This window comes from Pseudomonas sp. TE3552 (assembly GCF_056278945.1).
Window position 1 is genome coordinate 2,021,629 of record NZ_JBWBQJ010000001.1, and the last position, 13,218, is coordinate 2,034,846.

Annotated in this window: 19 protein-coding genes; 5 read left to right on the forward strand and 14 right to left on the reverse strand. The window is 59.7% G+C overall.

All coding sequences use genetic code 11. The features are described 5' to 3' along the window. Positions 1–33 precede the first annotated feature (33 nt). Positions 34–1,002, forward strand: coding sequence for a metallophosphoesterase family protein (locus ACZ9BB_RS08905; protein ID WP_007941933.1), 969 nt, complete (start codon positions 34–36; stop codon positions 1,000–1,002). 14 nt (positions 1,003–1,016) lie between these two features. Further along, entirely contained in the window at positions 1,017–1,325 is a 309-nt protein-coding gene (locus tag ACZ9BB_RS08910) for a cupredoxin domain-containing protein (protein ID WP_476213435.1), read from the forward strand. Positions 1,326–1,391: 66 nt separating this feature from the next. Here the strand turns inward: ACZ9BB_RS08910 and ACZ9BB_RS08915 are convergent, their stop codons facing one another. From ACZ9BB_RS08915 to ACZ9BB_RS08950, 8 genes are all read right to left on the reverse strand, one after another. Further along, a complete protein-coding gene (locus tag ACZ9BB_RS08915) occupies positions 1,392–1,676 on the reverse strand; it encodes a hypothetical protein (protein WP_476213436.1) in 285 nt (94 codons plus the stop codon). Between the two features lie 308 nt (positions 1,677–1,984). Beyond that, positions 1,985–2,215: a hypothetical protein gene (locus ACZ9BB_RS08920; protein WP_476213437.1), complete on the reverse strand. Its 231-nt coding sequence runs from the start codon at positions 2,213–2,215 to the stop codon at positions 1,985–1,987. Between the two features lie 132 nt (positions 2,216–2,347). Then, positions 2,348–2,572 carry a hypothetical protein gene (locus tag ACZ9BB_RS08925; RefSeq protein ID WP_476213438.1) on the reverse strand — a complete coding sequence of 75 codons (225 nt, stop codon included), beginning with the start codon at positions 2,570–2,572 and terminating at the stop codon, positions 2,348–2,350. A gap of 95 nt (positions 2,573–2,667) precedes the next feature. After that, entirely contained in the window at positions 2,668–3,705 is a 1,038-nt protein-coding gene (locus ACZ9BB_RS08930) for a DNA topoisomerase IB (protein ID WP_476213439.1), read from the reverse strand. A gap of 75 nt (positions 3,706–3,780) precedes the next feature. Beyond that, complete coding sequence (modC, locus tag ACZ9BB_RS08935; protein WP_476213440.1) at positions 3,781–4,860, reverse strand: molybdenum ABC transporter ATP-binding protein; 1,080 nt, start codon at positions 4,858–4,860, stop codon at positions 3,781–3,783. Positions 4,861–4,863: 3 nt separating this feature from the next. After that, positions 4,864–5,544: a molybdate ABC transporter permease subunit gene (gene modB, locus ACZ9BB_RS08940; RefSeq protein ID WP_476213441.1), complete on the reverse strand. Its 681-nt coding sequence runs from the start codon at positions 5,542–5,544 to the stop codon at positions 4,864–4,866. Beyond that, positions 5,545–6,303: a molybdate ABC transporter substrate-binding protein gene (modA, locus tag ACZ9BB_RS08945; protein WP_476213442.1), complete on the reverse strand. Its 759-nt coding sequence runs from the start codon at positions 6,301–6,303 to the stop codon at positions 5,545–5,547. Positions 6,304–6,527: 224 nt separating this feature from the next. Next, a complete protein-coding gene (locus ACZ9BB_RS08950) occupies positions 6,528–7,592 on the reverse strand; it encodes an NAD(P)H-dependent flavin oxidoreductase (protein WP_476213443.1) in 1,065 nt (354 codons plus the stop codon). 160 nt (positions 7,593–7,752) lie between these two features. Between ACZ9BB_RS08950 and acuI the strand changes: the two genes are divergently transcribed. Continuing rightward, positions 7,753–8,736, forward strand: coding sequence for an acrylyl-CoA reductase (NADPH) (gene acuI, locus ACZ9BB_RS08955; RefSeq protein ID WP_476213444.1), 984 nt, complete (start codon positions 7,753–7,755; stop codon positions 8,734–8,736). Here the strand turns inward: acuI and ada are convergent, their stop codons facing one another. From ada to ACZ9BB_RS08980, 5 genes are all read right to left on the reverse strand, one after another. Beyond that, positions 8,737–9,801 (reverse strand): bifunctional DNA-binding transcriptional regulator/O6-methylguanine-DNA methyltransferase Ada, encoded by a 1,065-nt coding sequence (gene ada, locus ACZ9BB_RS08960; protein ID WP_476213445.1) that lies wholly within the window; start codon positions 9,799–9,801, stop codon positions 8,737–8,739. It abuts the gene before it with no gap. Positions 9,802–9,888: 87 nt separating this feature from the next. Then, positions 9,889–10,569: a DNA oxidative demethylase AlkB gene (alkB, locus tag ACZ9BB_RS08965; RefSeq protein WP_476213446.1), complete on the reverse strand. Its 681-nt coding sequence runs from the start codon at positions 10,567–10,569 to the stop codon at positions 9,889–9,891. Further along, positions 10,559–11,269 carry a 2OG-Fe(II) oxygenase gene (locus ACZ9BB_RS08970; protein ID WP_476213447.1) on the reverse strand — a complete coding sequence of 237 codons (711 nt, stop codon included), beginning with the start codon at positions 11,267–11,269 and terminating at the stop codon, positions 10,559–10,561. Before ACZ9BB_RS08970 ends, alkB begins: the two co-directional genes overlap by 11 nt. 127 nt (positions 11,270–11,396) lie before the next feature. Further along, positions 11,397–11,567 carry a hypothetical protein gene (locus tag ACZ9BB_RS08975; protein ID WP_476218450.1) on the reverse strand — a complete coding sequence of 57 codons (171 nt, stop codon included), beginning with the start codon at positions 11,565–11,567 and terminating at the stop codon, positions 11,397–11,399. A gap of 44 nt (positions 11,568–11,611) precedes the next feature. Beyond that, positions 11,612–11,914 carry a DUF1883 domain-containing protein gene (locus ACZ9BB_RS08980; RefSeq protein ID WP_007900033.1) on the reverse strand — a complete coding sequence of 101 codons (303 nt, stop codon included), beginning with the start codon at positions 11,912–11,914 and terminating at the stop codon, positions 11,612–11,614. A gap of 212 nt (positions 11,915–12,126) precedes the next feature. Here ACZ9BB_RS08980 and ACZ9BB_RS08985 point away from each other — a divergent pair, with 212 nt between their 5' ends. Both ACZ9BB_RS08985 and ACZ9BB_RS08990 read left to right on the forward strand, forming a co-directional pair. Further along, positions 12,127–12,483 (forward strand): hypothetical protein, encoded by a 357-nt coding sequence (locus tag ACZ9BB_RS08985; protein WP_476213448.1) that lies wholly within the window; start codon positions 12,127–12,129, stop codon positions 12,481–12,483. Positions 12,484–12,555: 72 nt separating this feature from the next. Further along, positions 12,556–12,786 carry a hypothetical protein gene (locus tag ACZ9BB_RS08990; protein ID WP_305426863.1) on the forward strand — a complete coding sequence of 77 codons (231 nt, stop codon included), beginning with the start codon at positions 12,556–12,558 and terminating at the stop codon, positions 12,784–12,786. Between the two features lie 13 nt (positions 12,787–12,799). On the opposite strand, the gene ACZ9BB_RS08995 is transcribed toward ACZ9BB_RS08990, so the two are convergent. Beyond that, a complete protein-coding gene (locus ACZ9BB_RS08995; RefSeq protein ID WP_476213449.1) occupies positions 12,800–13,081 on the reverse strand; it encodes a hypothetical protein in 282 nt (93 codons plus the stop codon). Positions 13,082–13,218 lie beyond the last annotated feature (137 nt).

The following is a 13,218-nucleotide window of genomic DNA, read 5'->3' on the forward strand; positions in this document are numbered from 1 at the left end:
ACATCACTGTAGTCCGCCAGCGAGGACATACCGATGGACATTCAATCAAAACCCCCAGTGCGCACCGACGGCTTGCTGAACCCTGACCGCCGAACGCTGCTCAAGTGCTCGGCGTGGGCCGGGGCAGGGGTAATCTGGGCTCTGAGCGGCGGCATTCCCCGGGCCTTTGCGCTGGATGAGGCAGGCAACGTCGCCGACCCCAAGGCACTGGCCAGCACGTTTCACTTCGTGCAGATCAGCGACTCGCACATCGGCTTCAACAAGGAAGCCAACCCGGAGCCGGCCAAGACGCTACAGGTGGCGATCGACAAGGTCATCAAGCTGCCAAAACGGCCGTCGCTGATCCTGCATACCGGCGACATCACACACCTGTCCAAGCCTGAGGAGTTCGACACTGCCGCACAGTTGCTCAAAGGCCTGCCGTCCACCGTGCATTACGTACCGGGTGAACACGACACCCTCGACGAGGGCGGCGGCAAGCTTTACCTGGAGCGTTATGGCAAGGGCACCAAAGGCAATGGCTGGTACAGCTTCGATGACCACGGCGTGCATTTCATCGCGCTGGTCAATGTCTTCAACTTCCAGGCTGGCCATGAAGCCACCCTTGGCGCCGATCAACTGGCCTGGCTGGCCGATGATTTGCGGGCGGTGACGACCAGTACGCCCATCGTCGTGTTTACCCATATTCCGCTGTGGACGATTTATCAGCCGTGGGGCTGGGGCACCGAGGATGGTGATCAGGCGATTGCGATGCTGCGCAAGTACGGTTCAGTGACGGTATTGAACGGGCACATCCATCAGGTCATCCAGAAAGTCGAAGGCAACATCACCTTCCACACCGCCCGTGGCACGGCTTATCCGCAACCTGCACCGGGTGCGGCACCGGCACCGGGGCCGATGACGGTGGCTGCCGATCAATTGCGCAATTATCTGGGGATTACCGATGTGCGAGCGACACAGGGCGATCATCCGCTGGCGCTGATTGATTCGACACTGGTCTAGGTGAGGGCGCTCAGATGAAAACGCGACTGTTGGCGGTGGTGTGCCTGATGCTGTCGATCCCGGCGTGGGCTCAGGAGGTGAAGATCGATATCAAGGAGTTCATGTTTCAACCCAGGGATTTGACCGTGGCCGTGGGCACCAAAGTGACGTGGGTGAATGACGATCAGATTCCGCACACGGTTGCAGAAACCCACAAGGTGTTTCGCTCGGGGGCGCTGGATACGAATGACAGTTTTTCCTGGGTGTTCAATACGCCGGGAGAGTTCGAGTATTTTTGTGCGCTGCACCCGCAGATGATCGGCAAGATTGTGGTCACCCAGTAAACAGAGGGTCAACGCACGTCACTTGTTGCGTCCGAGTCATAAGCCGGGCAAGGCCAAACGTGTCAGCTACACAAATGGCTGGCCAGTAAAACCACGCGGCAGTCGTTGCAAACCGGGCATTTCGATCAGCCGTTGGATCCACTCTGCGCGCCAGTCATTGGCGGCGTGGGTGGCTTTGGCCTTGCGTGCGGCCCGACGTGCGGCGTTGCGTTCGGTTTTGCGCGCTTCTTTGAACGCATCGGTGTTGCGGCAGCTTCTGCATTTCACCCGGTTCAGTATGTTGCTGGAGGTCAGATTGCTGCCTTTGTGCCCGCAGGCCAGGTGCCCGCCGACTTTGAAGTGAGTGACCATGGGACATCTCCTTCGTGATGTGTAAGCGTTCGACAACAGGCAGGTGAGAGCGTTCGTTCGGGATACGGCAGGCAAAAAAATGGCCCGCATGCGGGCGGGCCAGGGGGTTCTTCAAAGGAGCAGGTTCACTGTAGGACGCGTATTGTGAAGGCGGTGTGAAATAGGCGAAGGGCACGAACAAAAAAATCCCGGCAGATTGGCCGGGTGGGGTGTGGCGTATGGCAGGCAGGCACAAGCCTGGTGACGATGATGTCACCGTTCAGCGTCCTGGATCGGGCTCTGTTCCTTCTGCGGGTACCTGGGTCGACTCATTTGAAACGAGGCAGCGGCGGCTCGACAGGTTTGAGTGAAGACAGGGCATTGCGAATCAGCGGCGTGTCTTTCTCGATGTCGTTCAGACGATCGCGAATCCTGAGGGCTGTCGGATGTCCCCCTTGATTATCAACCCAATCGGCGATCTCCTTGCATGCAGCGGCCAGGCGCACCTGACGGGAGTCAAGCAGGGTGAGCAGGGTAGCAATAGACTCTTTCTCGGACATGACAAACACCTCCGTTCAAGGAAATCGGGTAAAGGGCAACAAAAAGCCCGCGGGGGAGCGAGCTTTCTGCCGATGGGTCGCTGATCCTTCAGCTCCTTCAAGTATAGACCCGGAAAATAAAACGGACTGGCTTCAGGCCAGCCGGGACGACATCGACGAGCTGACCGCATTAAGCCGGCGACATTCGCGCTCGGCGTCCTCTTCAAGGTCGTAGCCGTCACCGATGAAACCGCGGGTGCGGGTATCGGCGATGCGATACCAGATGGCGGCGTCGGGTGGTGGGTGTTCGGCTTCTCCGGCCCGGCGGCCATGCACGATGATCTTGTTGCAGCGTTTCACAACGAAAATGTCTTCCATGGCGTCACCGAAGCTATTCGTGTTCAGATCAAGAATAGAAGCCCTGTGCGATCATGCAAAAAACAGGCAGGTCTGTTCGTCGGTTAGCAGCGCCGTCACGGTGATTCAGCCGTCTCGATGAGCTGCTCCAGAAGCTCCGCCAGTGCCACTTCTTCTGCCCTGAGCCTTTTACGTCCCCTCGATCGAGGCAGTTTGGCCAATGCGCCCCGCATGAACCCGTCGACGACCGCCGGGTGGATGTAGCACTTGCGGCACACTGCCGGAGTGTTGCCCAGTTGCCTGGCGACGTTCTTGACCATTTCCACCACATGGCGCTTCGCATCGGCCTCCGATTCCCACTGCAACTCACGCAATACCGCCAATGCCAGCGCACTGCCGGCCCAGGTGCGGTAGTCCTTGGCGGTGAAATCGGCACCGGTCAGCGTCTGCAAATAGGCGTTGACGTCGCAGGAACTGACGGTGTGCCGTTCGCCGTTTTCATCCAGATACTGAAAGAGGTTTTGCCCGGGAATCTCCAGGCAACGCTTAATGATCCGCGCCAGGCGCCGGTCTTTTACGCTGATCTGATGCTCGATGCCGCTCTTGCCGCGAAACTGGAACAGGATCGCGCTGCCGTTAACCTCGACATGACGGTTGCGCAGGGTCGTCAGGCCATAGGACCGGTTGTCCCGGGCGTATTGGGTGTTGCCGACCCGGATCAGCGTCGCATCGAGCAAGGTAATTACCGTGGCCATGACCTTGTCGCGACTGAAGCCGGGAGTCGCCAGCAGCGCTTCCAGTTGTTTGCGCAGTTTCGGCAGGGCCAGGCCGAAGTCTCGCAGGCGTGCATATTTGTCGGCATCGCGCACTTCCCGCCAGCGCGGGTGATAGCGGTATTGCTTGCGGCCACGAGCGTCGCGGCCGGTGGCTTGCAGATGGCCGCCCGGGTCGGGGCAAATCCACACGTCGGTGTAGGCGGGCGGCACCGCGAGTGCATTGATGCGCTTGATTTCATCCGGGTCGGTAATGCGCTGGCCGGTCGGGTCGAAATAGCAGAACGAGCCACGCAGGATTTTGCGGGTGATGCCAGGCTGGCTGTCATCGACATAATGCAGGTCGGGCGGCAGTCCATCGGGCAGCGCGGTGTCTGGCATGGCGGCTCATCCTGGGCTGCGAATCATAGGGTGTTAAGCCATTGACCGCGCGCCATCGTCGGGGTGCCGACGGATTCAGGCCAGCACTGCCACCGCTTTGATTTGCGCCCAGAGTGACTGGCCAGGGTGTATCCCCAATTGATCCCGGGAGTAACGGGTGATTCGCGCCAACAAGGGTGTACCGGCTGCATTCAGTCGGATCAGTACGTGAGCGGTGTTGTCGGCGCCGATTTCACTGATAACCGTGACCGGCAGGCGATTGAGGATGCTGCTGTGCTCGGCGCCTTGCAGGCTCAGGCTGACATCCCGCGCCTGGACCTTGCAGCGCAGTGCCTGGCCCTCGGCCATCGGTGAATGGGCGACCCGGATGCTCAGGTCCGTGTCGGGTAGTTGCAAGGTCAATAACTGATAGTCGGCGTCATAGGCGCTGACATGCCCTTCGATCACCACTCCGGCGTCGTCGCCCAACGCCAGCGGCAGATCGAGCCGGGCCAGGGTTTCGCCGATGGGGCCGCTGGCCAGGGCCTTACCATTGCTGAGCAGGACGAGGTGGTCGGCGAGCCGCGCGACTTCATCCTGAGAATGGCTGACGTACAGCACGGGGATGTCCAGTTCATCGTGCAGCCGTTGCAGGTACGGCAGGATTTCGTTTTTTCGCTGGGTATCGAGTGCCGCCAGCGGCTCGTCCATCAGCAACAGTTTCGGGCTGGTGAGCAGGGCGCGAGCGATGCCGACCCGCTGGCGCTCGCCGCCCGAGAGGTGCTGCGGATCGCGGTCGAGCAAATGGCCAATCCCCAGTAACTCGGTGGCATGGGCCATGTCTACCCGGCGTTGTTGGCGAGGGATGCGCCTGAGGCCGAACTCAAGATTGGCCCGCACCGATAAATGAGGAAACAGGCTGGCTTCCTGAAAGACATAACCCAGGGCGCGTTTATGCGGCGGGACGAAAATCTGTTGGGCACTGTCCTGCCAGACTTCATCGTTGACCTGAATAAAACCCTGCTCGGCCCGTTCCAGCCCGGCGATACAGCGCAGGCAGGTGGTCTTGCCCGAACCGGAATGACCGTAAAGCGCCGTCACTCCACGGCCGGGCAGTTGCAAATCCACATCTAGGGCGAACCCCGAGTAATTCAGTTTCAGGCGCGTACGAATCATCGATCAGCTCCAGGCCGCTTTGGTTTTACGGCTGGAGTAGAGCGCCAGCAACACCGCAAAGGAGAACACCAGCATCGCCCCGGCCAGCCAATGAGCCTGGGCGTATTCCATGGCTTCGACATGATCGTAGATCTGCACCGAAACCACGCGAGTCTTGTCGGGAATGTTGCCGCCGATCATCAGTACGACACCGAACTCGCCGACGGTGTGGGCGAAGCCGAGAATGGCCGCCGTGATGAAGCCGGGGCGGGACAGCGGCACAATCACGTTAAAGAACGTGTCCCACGGATTGGCGCGCAAAGTTGCAGCCACTTCCAGTGGGCGAGTGCCAATGGCAGAAAAAGCATTTTGCAGCGGCTGGACCACGAACGGCATCGAATACAGCACCGAACCGATCACCAACCCGGCAAAACTGAAGGTCAGCGTGCCAAGGCCCAGCGATTGGGTGAGGTGGCCGATCCACCCGTTAGGGCCGAGGGCCAGCAACAAGTAAAAGCCGATCACCGTGGGCGGCAGCACCAGGGGCAGGGCGACAATCGCCCCGACCGGGCCGCGCAGCCAGGAACGGGTGCGTGACAGCCATAACGCAATCGGAGTGCCGATGACCAACAGGATGACGGTCGTCAGGGACGCCAGTTTCAGGGTCAGCCAGACGGCGGAATAGTCGGCACTCGATAGCGTCATTTAGAGTTGGTAACCGTAGGATTTGATGACAGCGGCGGCTTTCGGGCCTTTGAGGTAGTCAACCAGTGCCTGGGCGGCCGGGTTGTCCTTGCCCTTGTTGAGGATCACCGCGTCTTGTTTGATCGGGTCATGCAGCTCGGCTGGAACAATCCAGGCCGAACCGCTGGTGACTTTGCCGTCTTTGTAGATCTGCGACAAGGCCACAAAACCGAGTTCGGCATTGCCAGTGGACACGAATTGGTAGGCCTGGGTGATGTTCTGGCCTTCGACGATTTTGTCCTTGACCTTGTCGGTCAGGCCTTGCTTGGCCAGCACCTGAGTGGCGGCCAGGCCATACGGCGCGGCTTTCGGGTTGGCGATGGACAGATGCTGATACTGATTGTCGCTCAGCACCTTGCCCTTGGCGTCGACATAACCTTCCTTGGCCGACCACAGTGCCAGGGTGCCGATAGCGTAGGTGAAGCGCGAGCCTTTGACGGTGTCGCCTTCGGTTTCGAGTTTTTTCGGTGTGGTGTCGTCCGCCGAAAGGAATACTTCGAATGGCGCGCCGTTCTTGATCTGGGTGTAGAACTGGCCGGTCGCACCAAAGGAGGTGACCAGTTTGTGCCCGGTGTCTTTCTCGAAATCGGCGGCGATGGCCTGGATCGGCGCGGTGAAGTTGGCGGCGACAGCAACCTGGACTTCGTCCGCCTGGGCGGATCCGAAAGCGAACACGGTGAACAGGCACGCTGGGGCAAAACGTGAGGCACGAATGATCATGAAACGGGCTCCGTGGTAGGCGAGTGAAACGCTATATAGCGGAATATATAGCGAATTGCCTGTAAACGGAACTTGCTGGATGCAGAGTGCAAGGTTGGCACCGAACTGTGGCGAGGGAGCTTGCTCCCGTTCGGCTGCGAAGCAGTCGCGTATCTTTTGGGGCCGCTTCGCGACCCAACGGGAGCAAGCTCCCTCGCCACAGGTTGTTGTTAGTCGCAGCTTGATTAGCGGTGAATCAATTTGGCCAACGCCTCATCAGCCAAGCGCCGGGTCAGTTCTGCCGTACTCATTTCAACCCCCAACGTGAACGCCTGCCCTGCCCAAAGACTGCTGAAATCCGCTTCCCCCTTGGCCCGCAATGGCATCAACGCACCACCTGCCAATGGGAAGGCCGGCGCTTTGGCGCTCATCGGCCCCAGCTCTCGCATCACCCGGTTGAGAATCCCCCGCGCCGGGCGCCCGGTGAAAATGTTGGTGAGCGCCGTCTCGCTTTCCTTGGCCGTGCGTAATGCCTTGTGATGGGAAGCGCTGACCTTGGCCTCCGGCGTGAACAAGTAAGCCGTACCCACCTGAACCGCCGAAGCGCCCAGCACAAAGGCCGCCGCAACGCCTCGCGCATCTGCAATCCCGCCCGCCGCAATCACCGGCACTTTCACCGCATCGACAATCTGTGGCACCAGGGCGAAAGTGCCCACTTGGCTGCTCAGATCCTCACTGAGGAACATCCCTCGGTGGCCACCGGCTTCGTAACCCATGGCGATGATCGCATCGCAGCCGTGTTGTTCCAGCCAGACGGCTTCTTCCACCGTAGTGGCCGAAGAAAGAATTTTCGCCCCGGTGGCTTTTACCCGGTCCAACAGAGACTTTTCCGGCAAACCAAAGTGAAAACTCACCACTGCGGGGCGAAACTCTTCGATCACTTCGCAGGCCGCGTTATCGAACGGTGCACGATTGGACACCGGCGTCGGGGCATCGAAGTCGACGGCCAATTCCCGGTAGTAGGGTTCCAGCAGATGCTTCCAGTCCCGGGCGCGTTGCTCATCGGGTGCCGGAGGTTGATGGCAGAAGAAGTTGACGCTGAACGGGCGCTGGGTGTGTTGACGAATCGTTTTCAGTTCCTCGCGCAATTGCTCGATGCTCAGCATCGCGGCGGGCATCGAGCCCAGGCCGCCAGCGTTGCTCGCCGCAATCACCATCGCCGAAGTTGTCGCGCCAGCCAGAGGGGCCTGGATGATCGGCAGTTCGATCCCGAACAGGTCAAGAATGCGGGTATCTGGCCATTGGCTCATTTGCAGTGTTCTCCGACGTCGGTAGAAGCGAATTTGTATCAGCAATGACTGACCCAAGGCCAGTCGAGTTTGTGGGTTGGCTTAAAGTCGGCTACGGCGATGTGGTTTCATGTGTTATTTCAATGGCACGACAACTGAGTGATTCCATCGGGAGGCAGCGATGTTCAAAGGCATTGTGATCGACAAAGACGACAGCGGTTACCGGGCCACGCTGCAAGAGATCAGTGACGATCAATTGCCTGAAGGCGATGTGACGGTGCGGGTGGCGTACAGCACGCTGAACTTCAAGGATGGCCTGGCGATCACCGGCAGCAGCCCGGTGGTGCGCAAATTCCCGATGGTGCCGGGGATCGATCTGGCGGGCTCGGTCGAAGCCAGCGGTCATCCGGACTACAAGGTCGGTGATCAAGTCCTGCTCAATGGCTGGGGGGCGGGCGAAGGACACTGGGGCGGATTGGCGCAGAAAGCGCGCCTGAATGGCGATTGGCTGATCCCGCTGCCCGAAGCATTCACCGCCGCCCAAGCGATGGCCATTGGCACGGCCGGTTACACGGCGATGCTGAGTATCCTGGCGCTGGAGCACAACGGTGTGAATCCCGAACAGGGCGAGGTGCTGGTGACCGGCGCCAACGGCGGCGTAGGCAGTTTCGCCATCGCGCTGCTGAGTAAACTCGGCTATCGCGTGGTGGCTTCCACCGGCCGCACCGCCGAGCACGAGTACCTCAAGCAATTGGGTGCCAGTGAAATCATTGATCGCACTACGTTGTCGGAGCCGGGCAAACCGTTGGCCAAGGAGCGTTGGGCGGCGGTGATCGATTCGGTCGGCAGCCACACGCTGGCCAACGCCTGTGCCAGCACCCGGGCCAACGGAACCGTCGCCGCCTGTGGCTTGGCCCAGGGTATGGACTTCCCGGCCTCCGTCGCGCCGTTCATCTTACGCGGCGTGACCCTGGCCGGCATCAACAGCGTGACCCAACCCAAAGCCAGGCGGATATTGGCCTGGAATCGCCTGGCCAAGGATCTGGACTTCGCCTTGCTGCCGCTGATCAGCCATGAAATCGGCTTGAGCGAAGCCATCGACGCCGCGCCGCGTTTGCTGGCCGGTCAGTTGCGCGGGCGGGTGGTGGTGGATGTGAATCGCTGATTATTGCGTCTCGCGCTCCAGCAACTGACGCTTGCGCTCCACGCCCCAGCGATAGCCCGACAGGTTGCCATCGCTGCGCACCACGCGATGGCAAGGGATCGCCACCGCCAGGCTGTTCGCGCCGCAGGCCTGGGCCACGGCGCGTACGGCTTTGGGCGCGCCAATGCGTTGAGCGATGTCGGCATAACTGGCGGTGCTGCCGGCGGGAATCTCCCGCAGGGCTTGCCACACCCGCTCCTGAAACGCCGTGCCGCGTACGTCCAGCGGCAAATCCAGGCCAAGGGCCGGGGCTTCGATAAAGCCGACGACTTTGGCGATCAATTGCTCGAACTCATGATCGGCGCCAATCAGGTTGGCGCGCCGAAACTTGTCCTGCAGATCACAGACCAATTGATGCGGATCGTCCCCCAGCAGAATCGCGCAGACGCCGCGCTCGCTTTGTGCCACTAGAATCGCTCCCAGGGAACACTGCCCTACAGCAAAGCGAATGTCGTTGTTTTGCCCGGCCGCGCGGTAGTCGCCCGGTTTCATGCCCAGCAGTTGATCCGCTGCCTCATAGAAACGGCTGTTGGAGTTGAATCCGGCGTCATACAACGCGTCGGTGACCGTGCCGCCGTCCACCAGGCGTTCACGAACCCTGCGTGAGCGGTGGGCGCTGGCATAGCCCTTGGGCGTCAGGCCGGTGATGGACTTGAACACTCGATGGAAGTGAAAGCTGCTCAGGCCGGCCGCGTCGGCCAGTTCATTCAATGCTGGCAACGTCTCGGCGGATTCGATTCGACGGCATGCGGCGGCCACGGTCGCGGCGTGTTGTGCGGCGACATCGCTTTGATCCTTTGTCGCCCGTTTGCTGGGGCGATAACCCGCCGCCTGAGCTTGCTCGGCCGTGTCGAAGAACTCGACGTTCTGTGGCTTGGGCAAGCGTGCCAGGCTGCTGGGGCGGCAGTAGATGCCGGTGGTTTTCACTGCATAAACAAATTGCCCGTCGGCGCGGGGATCGCGTGCGACCACGGCGGCCCAGCGTGGATCGTTCTCGATGGCGATTTTTGTCGAATGAGTTGTCATGGCTTCATCTCCGTTGACCCGTTTCATGCAGATTAACCAGCCAGCAGAGGCACCACACTCCGGGTCTTGCGGTCGAATTCGAATGCATTATCGCGCGGTACGAAAGGTGAAATTGATCCGTTGCTCGCCCATAAGTGGGTGATAACCGTCCTTGATCGGCAACACGCCGTGATAACGCAAACGGTCAACGCCGCCCCACACCACGATATCACCGTGCAGCAGCGGCACGCGTTGGCTCTTGGCGCTTCGTTCGAAGCCACCGAACAGAAACGTCGCCGGCAACCCCAACGACACCGAAACAATGGGCGCTGCGTAGGAACTTTCGTTTTTGTCCTGATGCAATGACATCCTGGCACCGGGAACATAGCGGTTGATCAGGCAGGAATCCGGTATGAAGTCGATAAACCCGGCTGCTCGCGCCGCCGCTTGGGCCAGTTCGAAAAACACCTCGGGCATTTCCGGCCAGGGCGCGCCGCTCTGCGGATCGTTGCGGGTGTAGCGGTAGCCGCTGCGGTCGGTGGTCCAGCCCCAGGTGCCGCAACTGCTCAGGGCCACCGACATGGTGAAGCCGCCGGGCGTGACCATCTGGCGAAACGGTGCTACGACCAGAATCGCCTCCAGTGCCGGCAGTACCCGGTCGAGCCAGGGCAGGGCAAAACCTCCAAGAACGCAGGATTGTTCGCCGATCTGCTCGCGCCTGGGCTGCTGCTCGGGTTCGGCGTCGGCAAACAGATCGAGGGTGATCGGGCTCATGGGGTCATAACGCATCGTGAAAGATGATTCCAAGGGTATGCCGTTTTCCACTGTGCAGCCGGCTTACACCGTGACGCATGGTCACTCGGTAATAGCCGCGAACACCTTTTACCGGGCGCTGACTCACGGCAAAAATCAACGCGTCGCCTTTCCTCAGATCAATGACTTGCGGGCGCGACTGCATTCGTGGGCGTTGTTCGGTCAGTACAAACTCACCGCCAGTGAAATCTTCCCCTGGTTCTGACAGAAGAATCGCCACTTGCAGCGGGAAGACGTGCTCGCCGTACAGGTCCTGATGCAAACAGTTGTAGTCCTGCGGGCCATATTGCAGCAATAAAGGTGTTGGGCGTTCCTGACCGGCGGCATGGCAGCGTTGCAGAAATGCTTCATGGGATTCGGGAAAGCGGGTCGGCAGGTTCATGCATTCGTACCAGCGATTGGCGATTGGTACCAATCGAGGGTAGAGCGCGCTGCGCAACCGGGCCACCGGATCCGGCAAGGGGTACTTGAAGTACTTGTACTCGCCACGACCAAAACCGTGGCGAGCCATCACCACTTTCGAGCGGAAGGGCTCAGGCCGGTCGTACAAGGTGCTTATTTCATCGCAGGCCTCATGGCTCAACAGCGACCTGATGACTGCGCAGCCATCCTGGTCGAGTTGCTGCTCAAGGTAGGCCCAGTCGAGGGCATCGTTGTGAATCGGGTCGGTAAGCAAGGGGTCTGACTCCTTGACCAAAAGGTCGAGGCGGCCAGTTTAGCGAGCGGTGCCAGAGTGGGCACTCCGGCACTTGCGGTTGAATTCGCGAGGGGAGCAGACGTCCATGTTGTCGCTCCGCAGGGCGTTACAGCGCTTTGCTGACACTGATCTCGCTGATGACGTCTTCAGTCTGGCCATGAATGACGTCCAGTGCAGCTTTGGCTTCTTCTTCGGTGCCGTGTTCAAGCTGGGCGAATTCGAAGCGGCGTTCGCCGTTGAGTTTGTATTTGATGACGTACTTGGTCGTTTGGGCCACGGTCATTCCTGCCTGTTTTCGTGTGGGTCGTCGCAGAGCCCGGCTCAGCTCAGCTTCGAGCTGGAGCGGCGGATGATCTTGATCGAGTGTGTCAGGGTCGGTTTGCGGGTCACGCTGATCGGCCGGCGGTTGACCGTGTCGATGGTGATGTTCCAGAAACCGGTACTCGGCGCGGTGATCCGGGCCGGGAAGGTGTCGAATGCACCACCGTGGTAGGTATGACGGCCGCCATTCTTGAAACTGCGGAAGTTGGCGTCGTTCATCAAGCGGATGTTGCACATTTGGGAACACTGGATGACGACGATGTCGTCTTCGTTGAGGTGCTCGCGCTGGTGGATAAATTTCATGAGGCGCCTCCAGAAGGGCTTTTTCTACAAAATCAAAACGATAGCATGGGCGATTGGCGCAGTTTATCAGCCCGAACAGGTTATTATCCGGCTGTCGAGGTCCGCTTTGACAATTAAAAACAGTTATTCGGAATTCTATGAGCGATAAAAGCAGCGAGCCTCGGAGAAAAACAGCATTTGCGCTGTCGGAGGGTCTTTATCGGAGGTTTTGTATGAAGAGGGGTGTTCTGGTCGTGCCGTTGGCATTGGCAATGGGTGGATGCGCGACTGTCGCGGACATCAATCAGTCATTGCCCACCATGAGCGTGATTTCAGGCAAAAAGCCCCATGAGTACGCACAATGCCTGGTCGAGAAACTGGCCGATAGCCGTGGAGCCCTGCAAATCGAGCCGCATAAGGACGGCGTGCGGGTTATCGTGCCGCAGAAGTTCTCTTCGGGGCCGGCAGCGGTGTTTGACATCGAAGACCGCTCGGGCGGCAGCAGCATCAAGCTGCATGAGCGCATCTCCAATGTGCCCTTGCGCCCATGGGATGTGCGCAATGCCGCCACCGCGTGCATCTCCGGCTGATAAACTACCTCCCGTCAGCATCGATGCCGTCAAAGTCGCGCTTTGACGGCATTGTCATTTCTGGAGTCGAGCATGAAGCGAGAGCAGGTGCGGGAGCGCCATGCAGAGGGTCATATCTCTGCCACCCACGTGATTCAGAACCCGGCGAATTCGGGGGAATGGATCGTGTTTTTCAAGAAAAGCGCCGGGCGCAGCTTTTTCCTGGTGGATGACAACGATGAAGTCGAGTCCTTCAGCCGCCTCGACGATTTGATCGAGACCGTGCGCGGGCTCGGGATCAAGTTCGCCGAAATCCATATGTAGGGCAGGGCGAGCCCTACTTGCAGACCACTACCACACTGCGGTTCTTGTAATTGCCGATGTCTGCGCCCAGGGTCTTGTCGCTTTCCTTGGTCGAAGGTGTGCCGTCGGTACCAACAATTCGATAGCCGGTGCCAGCGCAAGAGGCATCGGCTTTTTCGTAGCAGCTGGCCCAGTCGTTGGCTTCCCCGGAGCAGTCGATGCTCAGGCCTTGCTCACCATTTTTCAGGTAAGTCGTTTCAGACGTGGCACAGCCGCTCAGGGCCAGTACCGCGATCAATGGCAAAAATTTATTCATGTCGTGGTCGTCGTCAGTAATGGGGGCTAAGCGCTGTGACAGCGACTGCATCGAAAGGTTATAGCCAATGGCCATTTCTTTGCAGGCAATCACAAAAAAGCCCTGCGCAAAGGCAGGGCTGCGGTCATGTCAGGTTC

Bases quoted from the DNA above. Each gene is read 5' to 3' on its own strand.
- ACZ9BB_RS08905 (WP_007941933.1), top strand. From the start codon at position 34: ATGGACATTCAATCAAAACCCCCAGTGCGCACCGACGGCTTGCTGAAC.
- ACZ9BB_RS08910 (WP_476213435.1), top strand. From the start codon at position 1,017: ATGAAAACGCGACTGTTGGCGGTGGTGTGCCTGATGCTGTCGATCCCG.
- ACZ9BB_RS08915 (WP_476213436.1), bottom strand. From the start codon at position 1,676: ATGGTCACTCACTTCAAAGTCGGCGGGCACCTGGCCTGCGGGCACAAA.
- ACZ9BB_RS08920 (WP_476213437.1), bottom strand. From the start codon at position 2,215: ATGTCCGAGAAAGAGTCTATTGCTACCCTGCTCACCCTGCTTGACTCC.
- ACZ9BB_RS08925 (WP_476213438.1), bottom strand. From the start codon at position 2,572: ATGGAAGACATTTTCGTTGTGAAACGCTGCAACAAGATCATCGTGCAT.
- ACZ9BB_RS08930 (WP_476213439.1), bottom strand. From the start codon at position 3,705: ATGCCAGACACCGCGCTGCCCGATGGACTGCCGCCCGACCTGCATTAT.
- modC (WP_476213440.1), bottom strand. From the start codon at position 4,860: ATGATTCGTACGCGCCTGAAACTGAATTACTCGGGGTTCGCCCTAGAT.
- modB (WP_476213441.1), bottom strand. From the start codon at position 5,544: ATGACGCTATCGAGTGCCGACTATTCCGCCGTCTGGCTGACCCTGAAA.
- modA (WP_476213442.1), bottom strand. From the start codon at position 6,303: ATGATCATTCGTGCCTCACGTTTTGCCCCAGCGTGCCTGTTCACCGTG.
- ACZ9BB_RS08950 (WP_476213443.1), bottom strand. From the start codon at position 7,592: ATGAGCCAATGGCCAGATACCCGCATTCTTGACCTGTTCGGGATCGAA.
- acuI (WP_476213444.1), top strand. From the start codon at position 7,753: ATGTTCAAAGGCATTGTGATCGACAAAGACGACAGCGGTTACCGGGCC.
- ada (WP_476213445.1), bottom strand. From the start codon at position 9,801: ATGACAACTCATTCGACAAAAATCGCCATCGAGAACGATCCACGCTGG.
- alkB (WP_476213446.1), bottom strand. From the start codon at position 10,569: ATGCGTTATGACCCCATGAGCCCGATCACCCTCGATCTGTTTGCCGAC.
- ACZ9BB_RS08980 (WP_007900033.1), bottom strand. From the start codon at position 11,914: ATGAAATTTATCCACCAGCGCGAGCACCTCAACGAAGACGACATCGTC.
- ACZ9BB_RS08985 (WP_476213448.1), top strand. From the start codon at position 12,127: ATGAAGAGGGGTGTTCTGGTCGTGCCGTTGGCATTGGCAATGGGTGGA.
- ACZ9BB_RS08990 (WP_305426863.1), top strand. From the start codon at position 12,556: ATGAAGCGAGAGCAGGTGCGGGAGCGCCATGCAGAGGGTCATATCTCT.
- ACZ9BB_RS08995 (WP_476213449.1), bottom strand. From the start codon at position 13,081: ATGAATAAATTTTTGCCATTGATCGCGGTACTGGCCCTGAGCGGCTGT.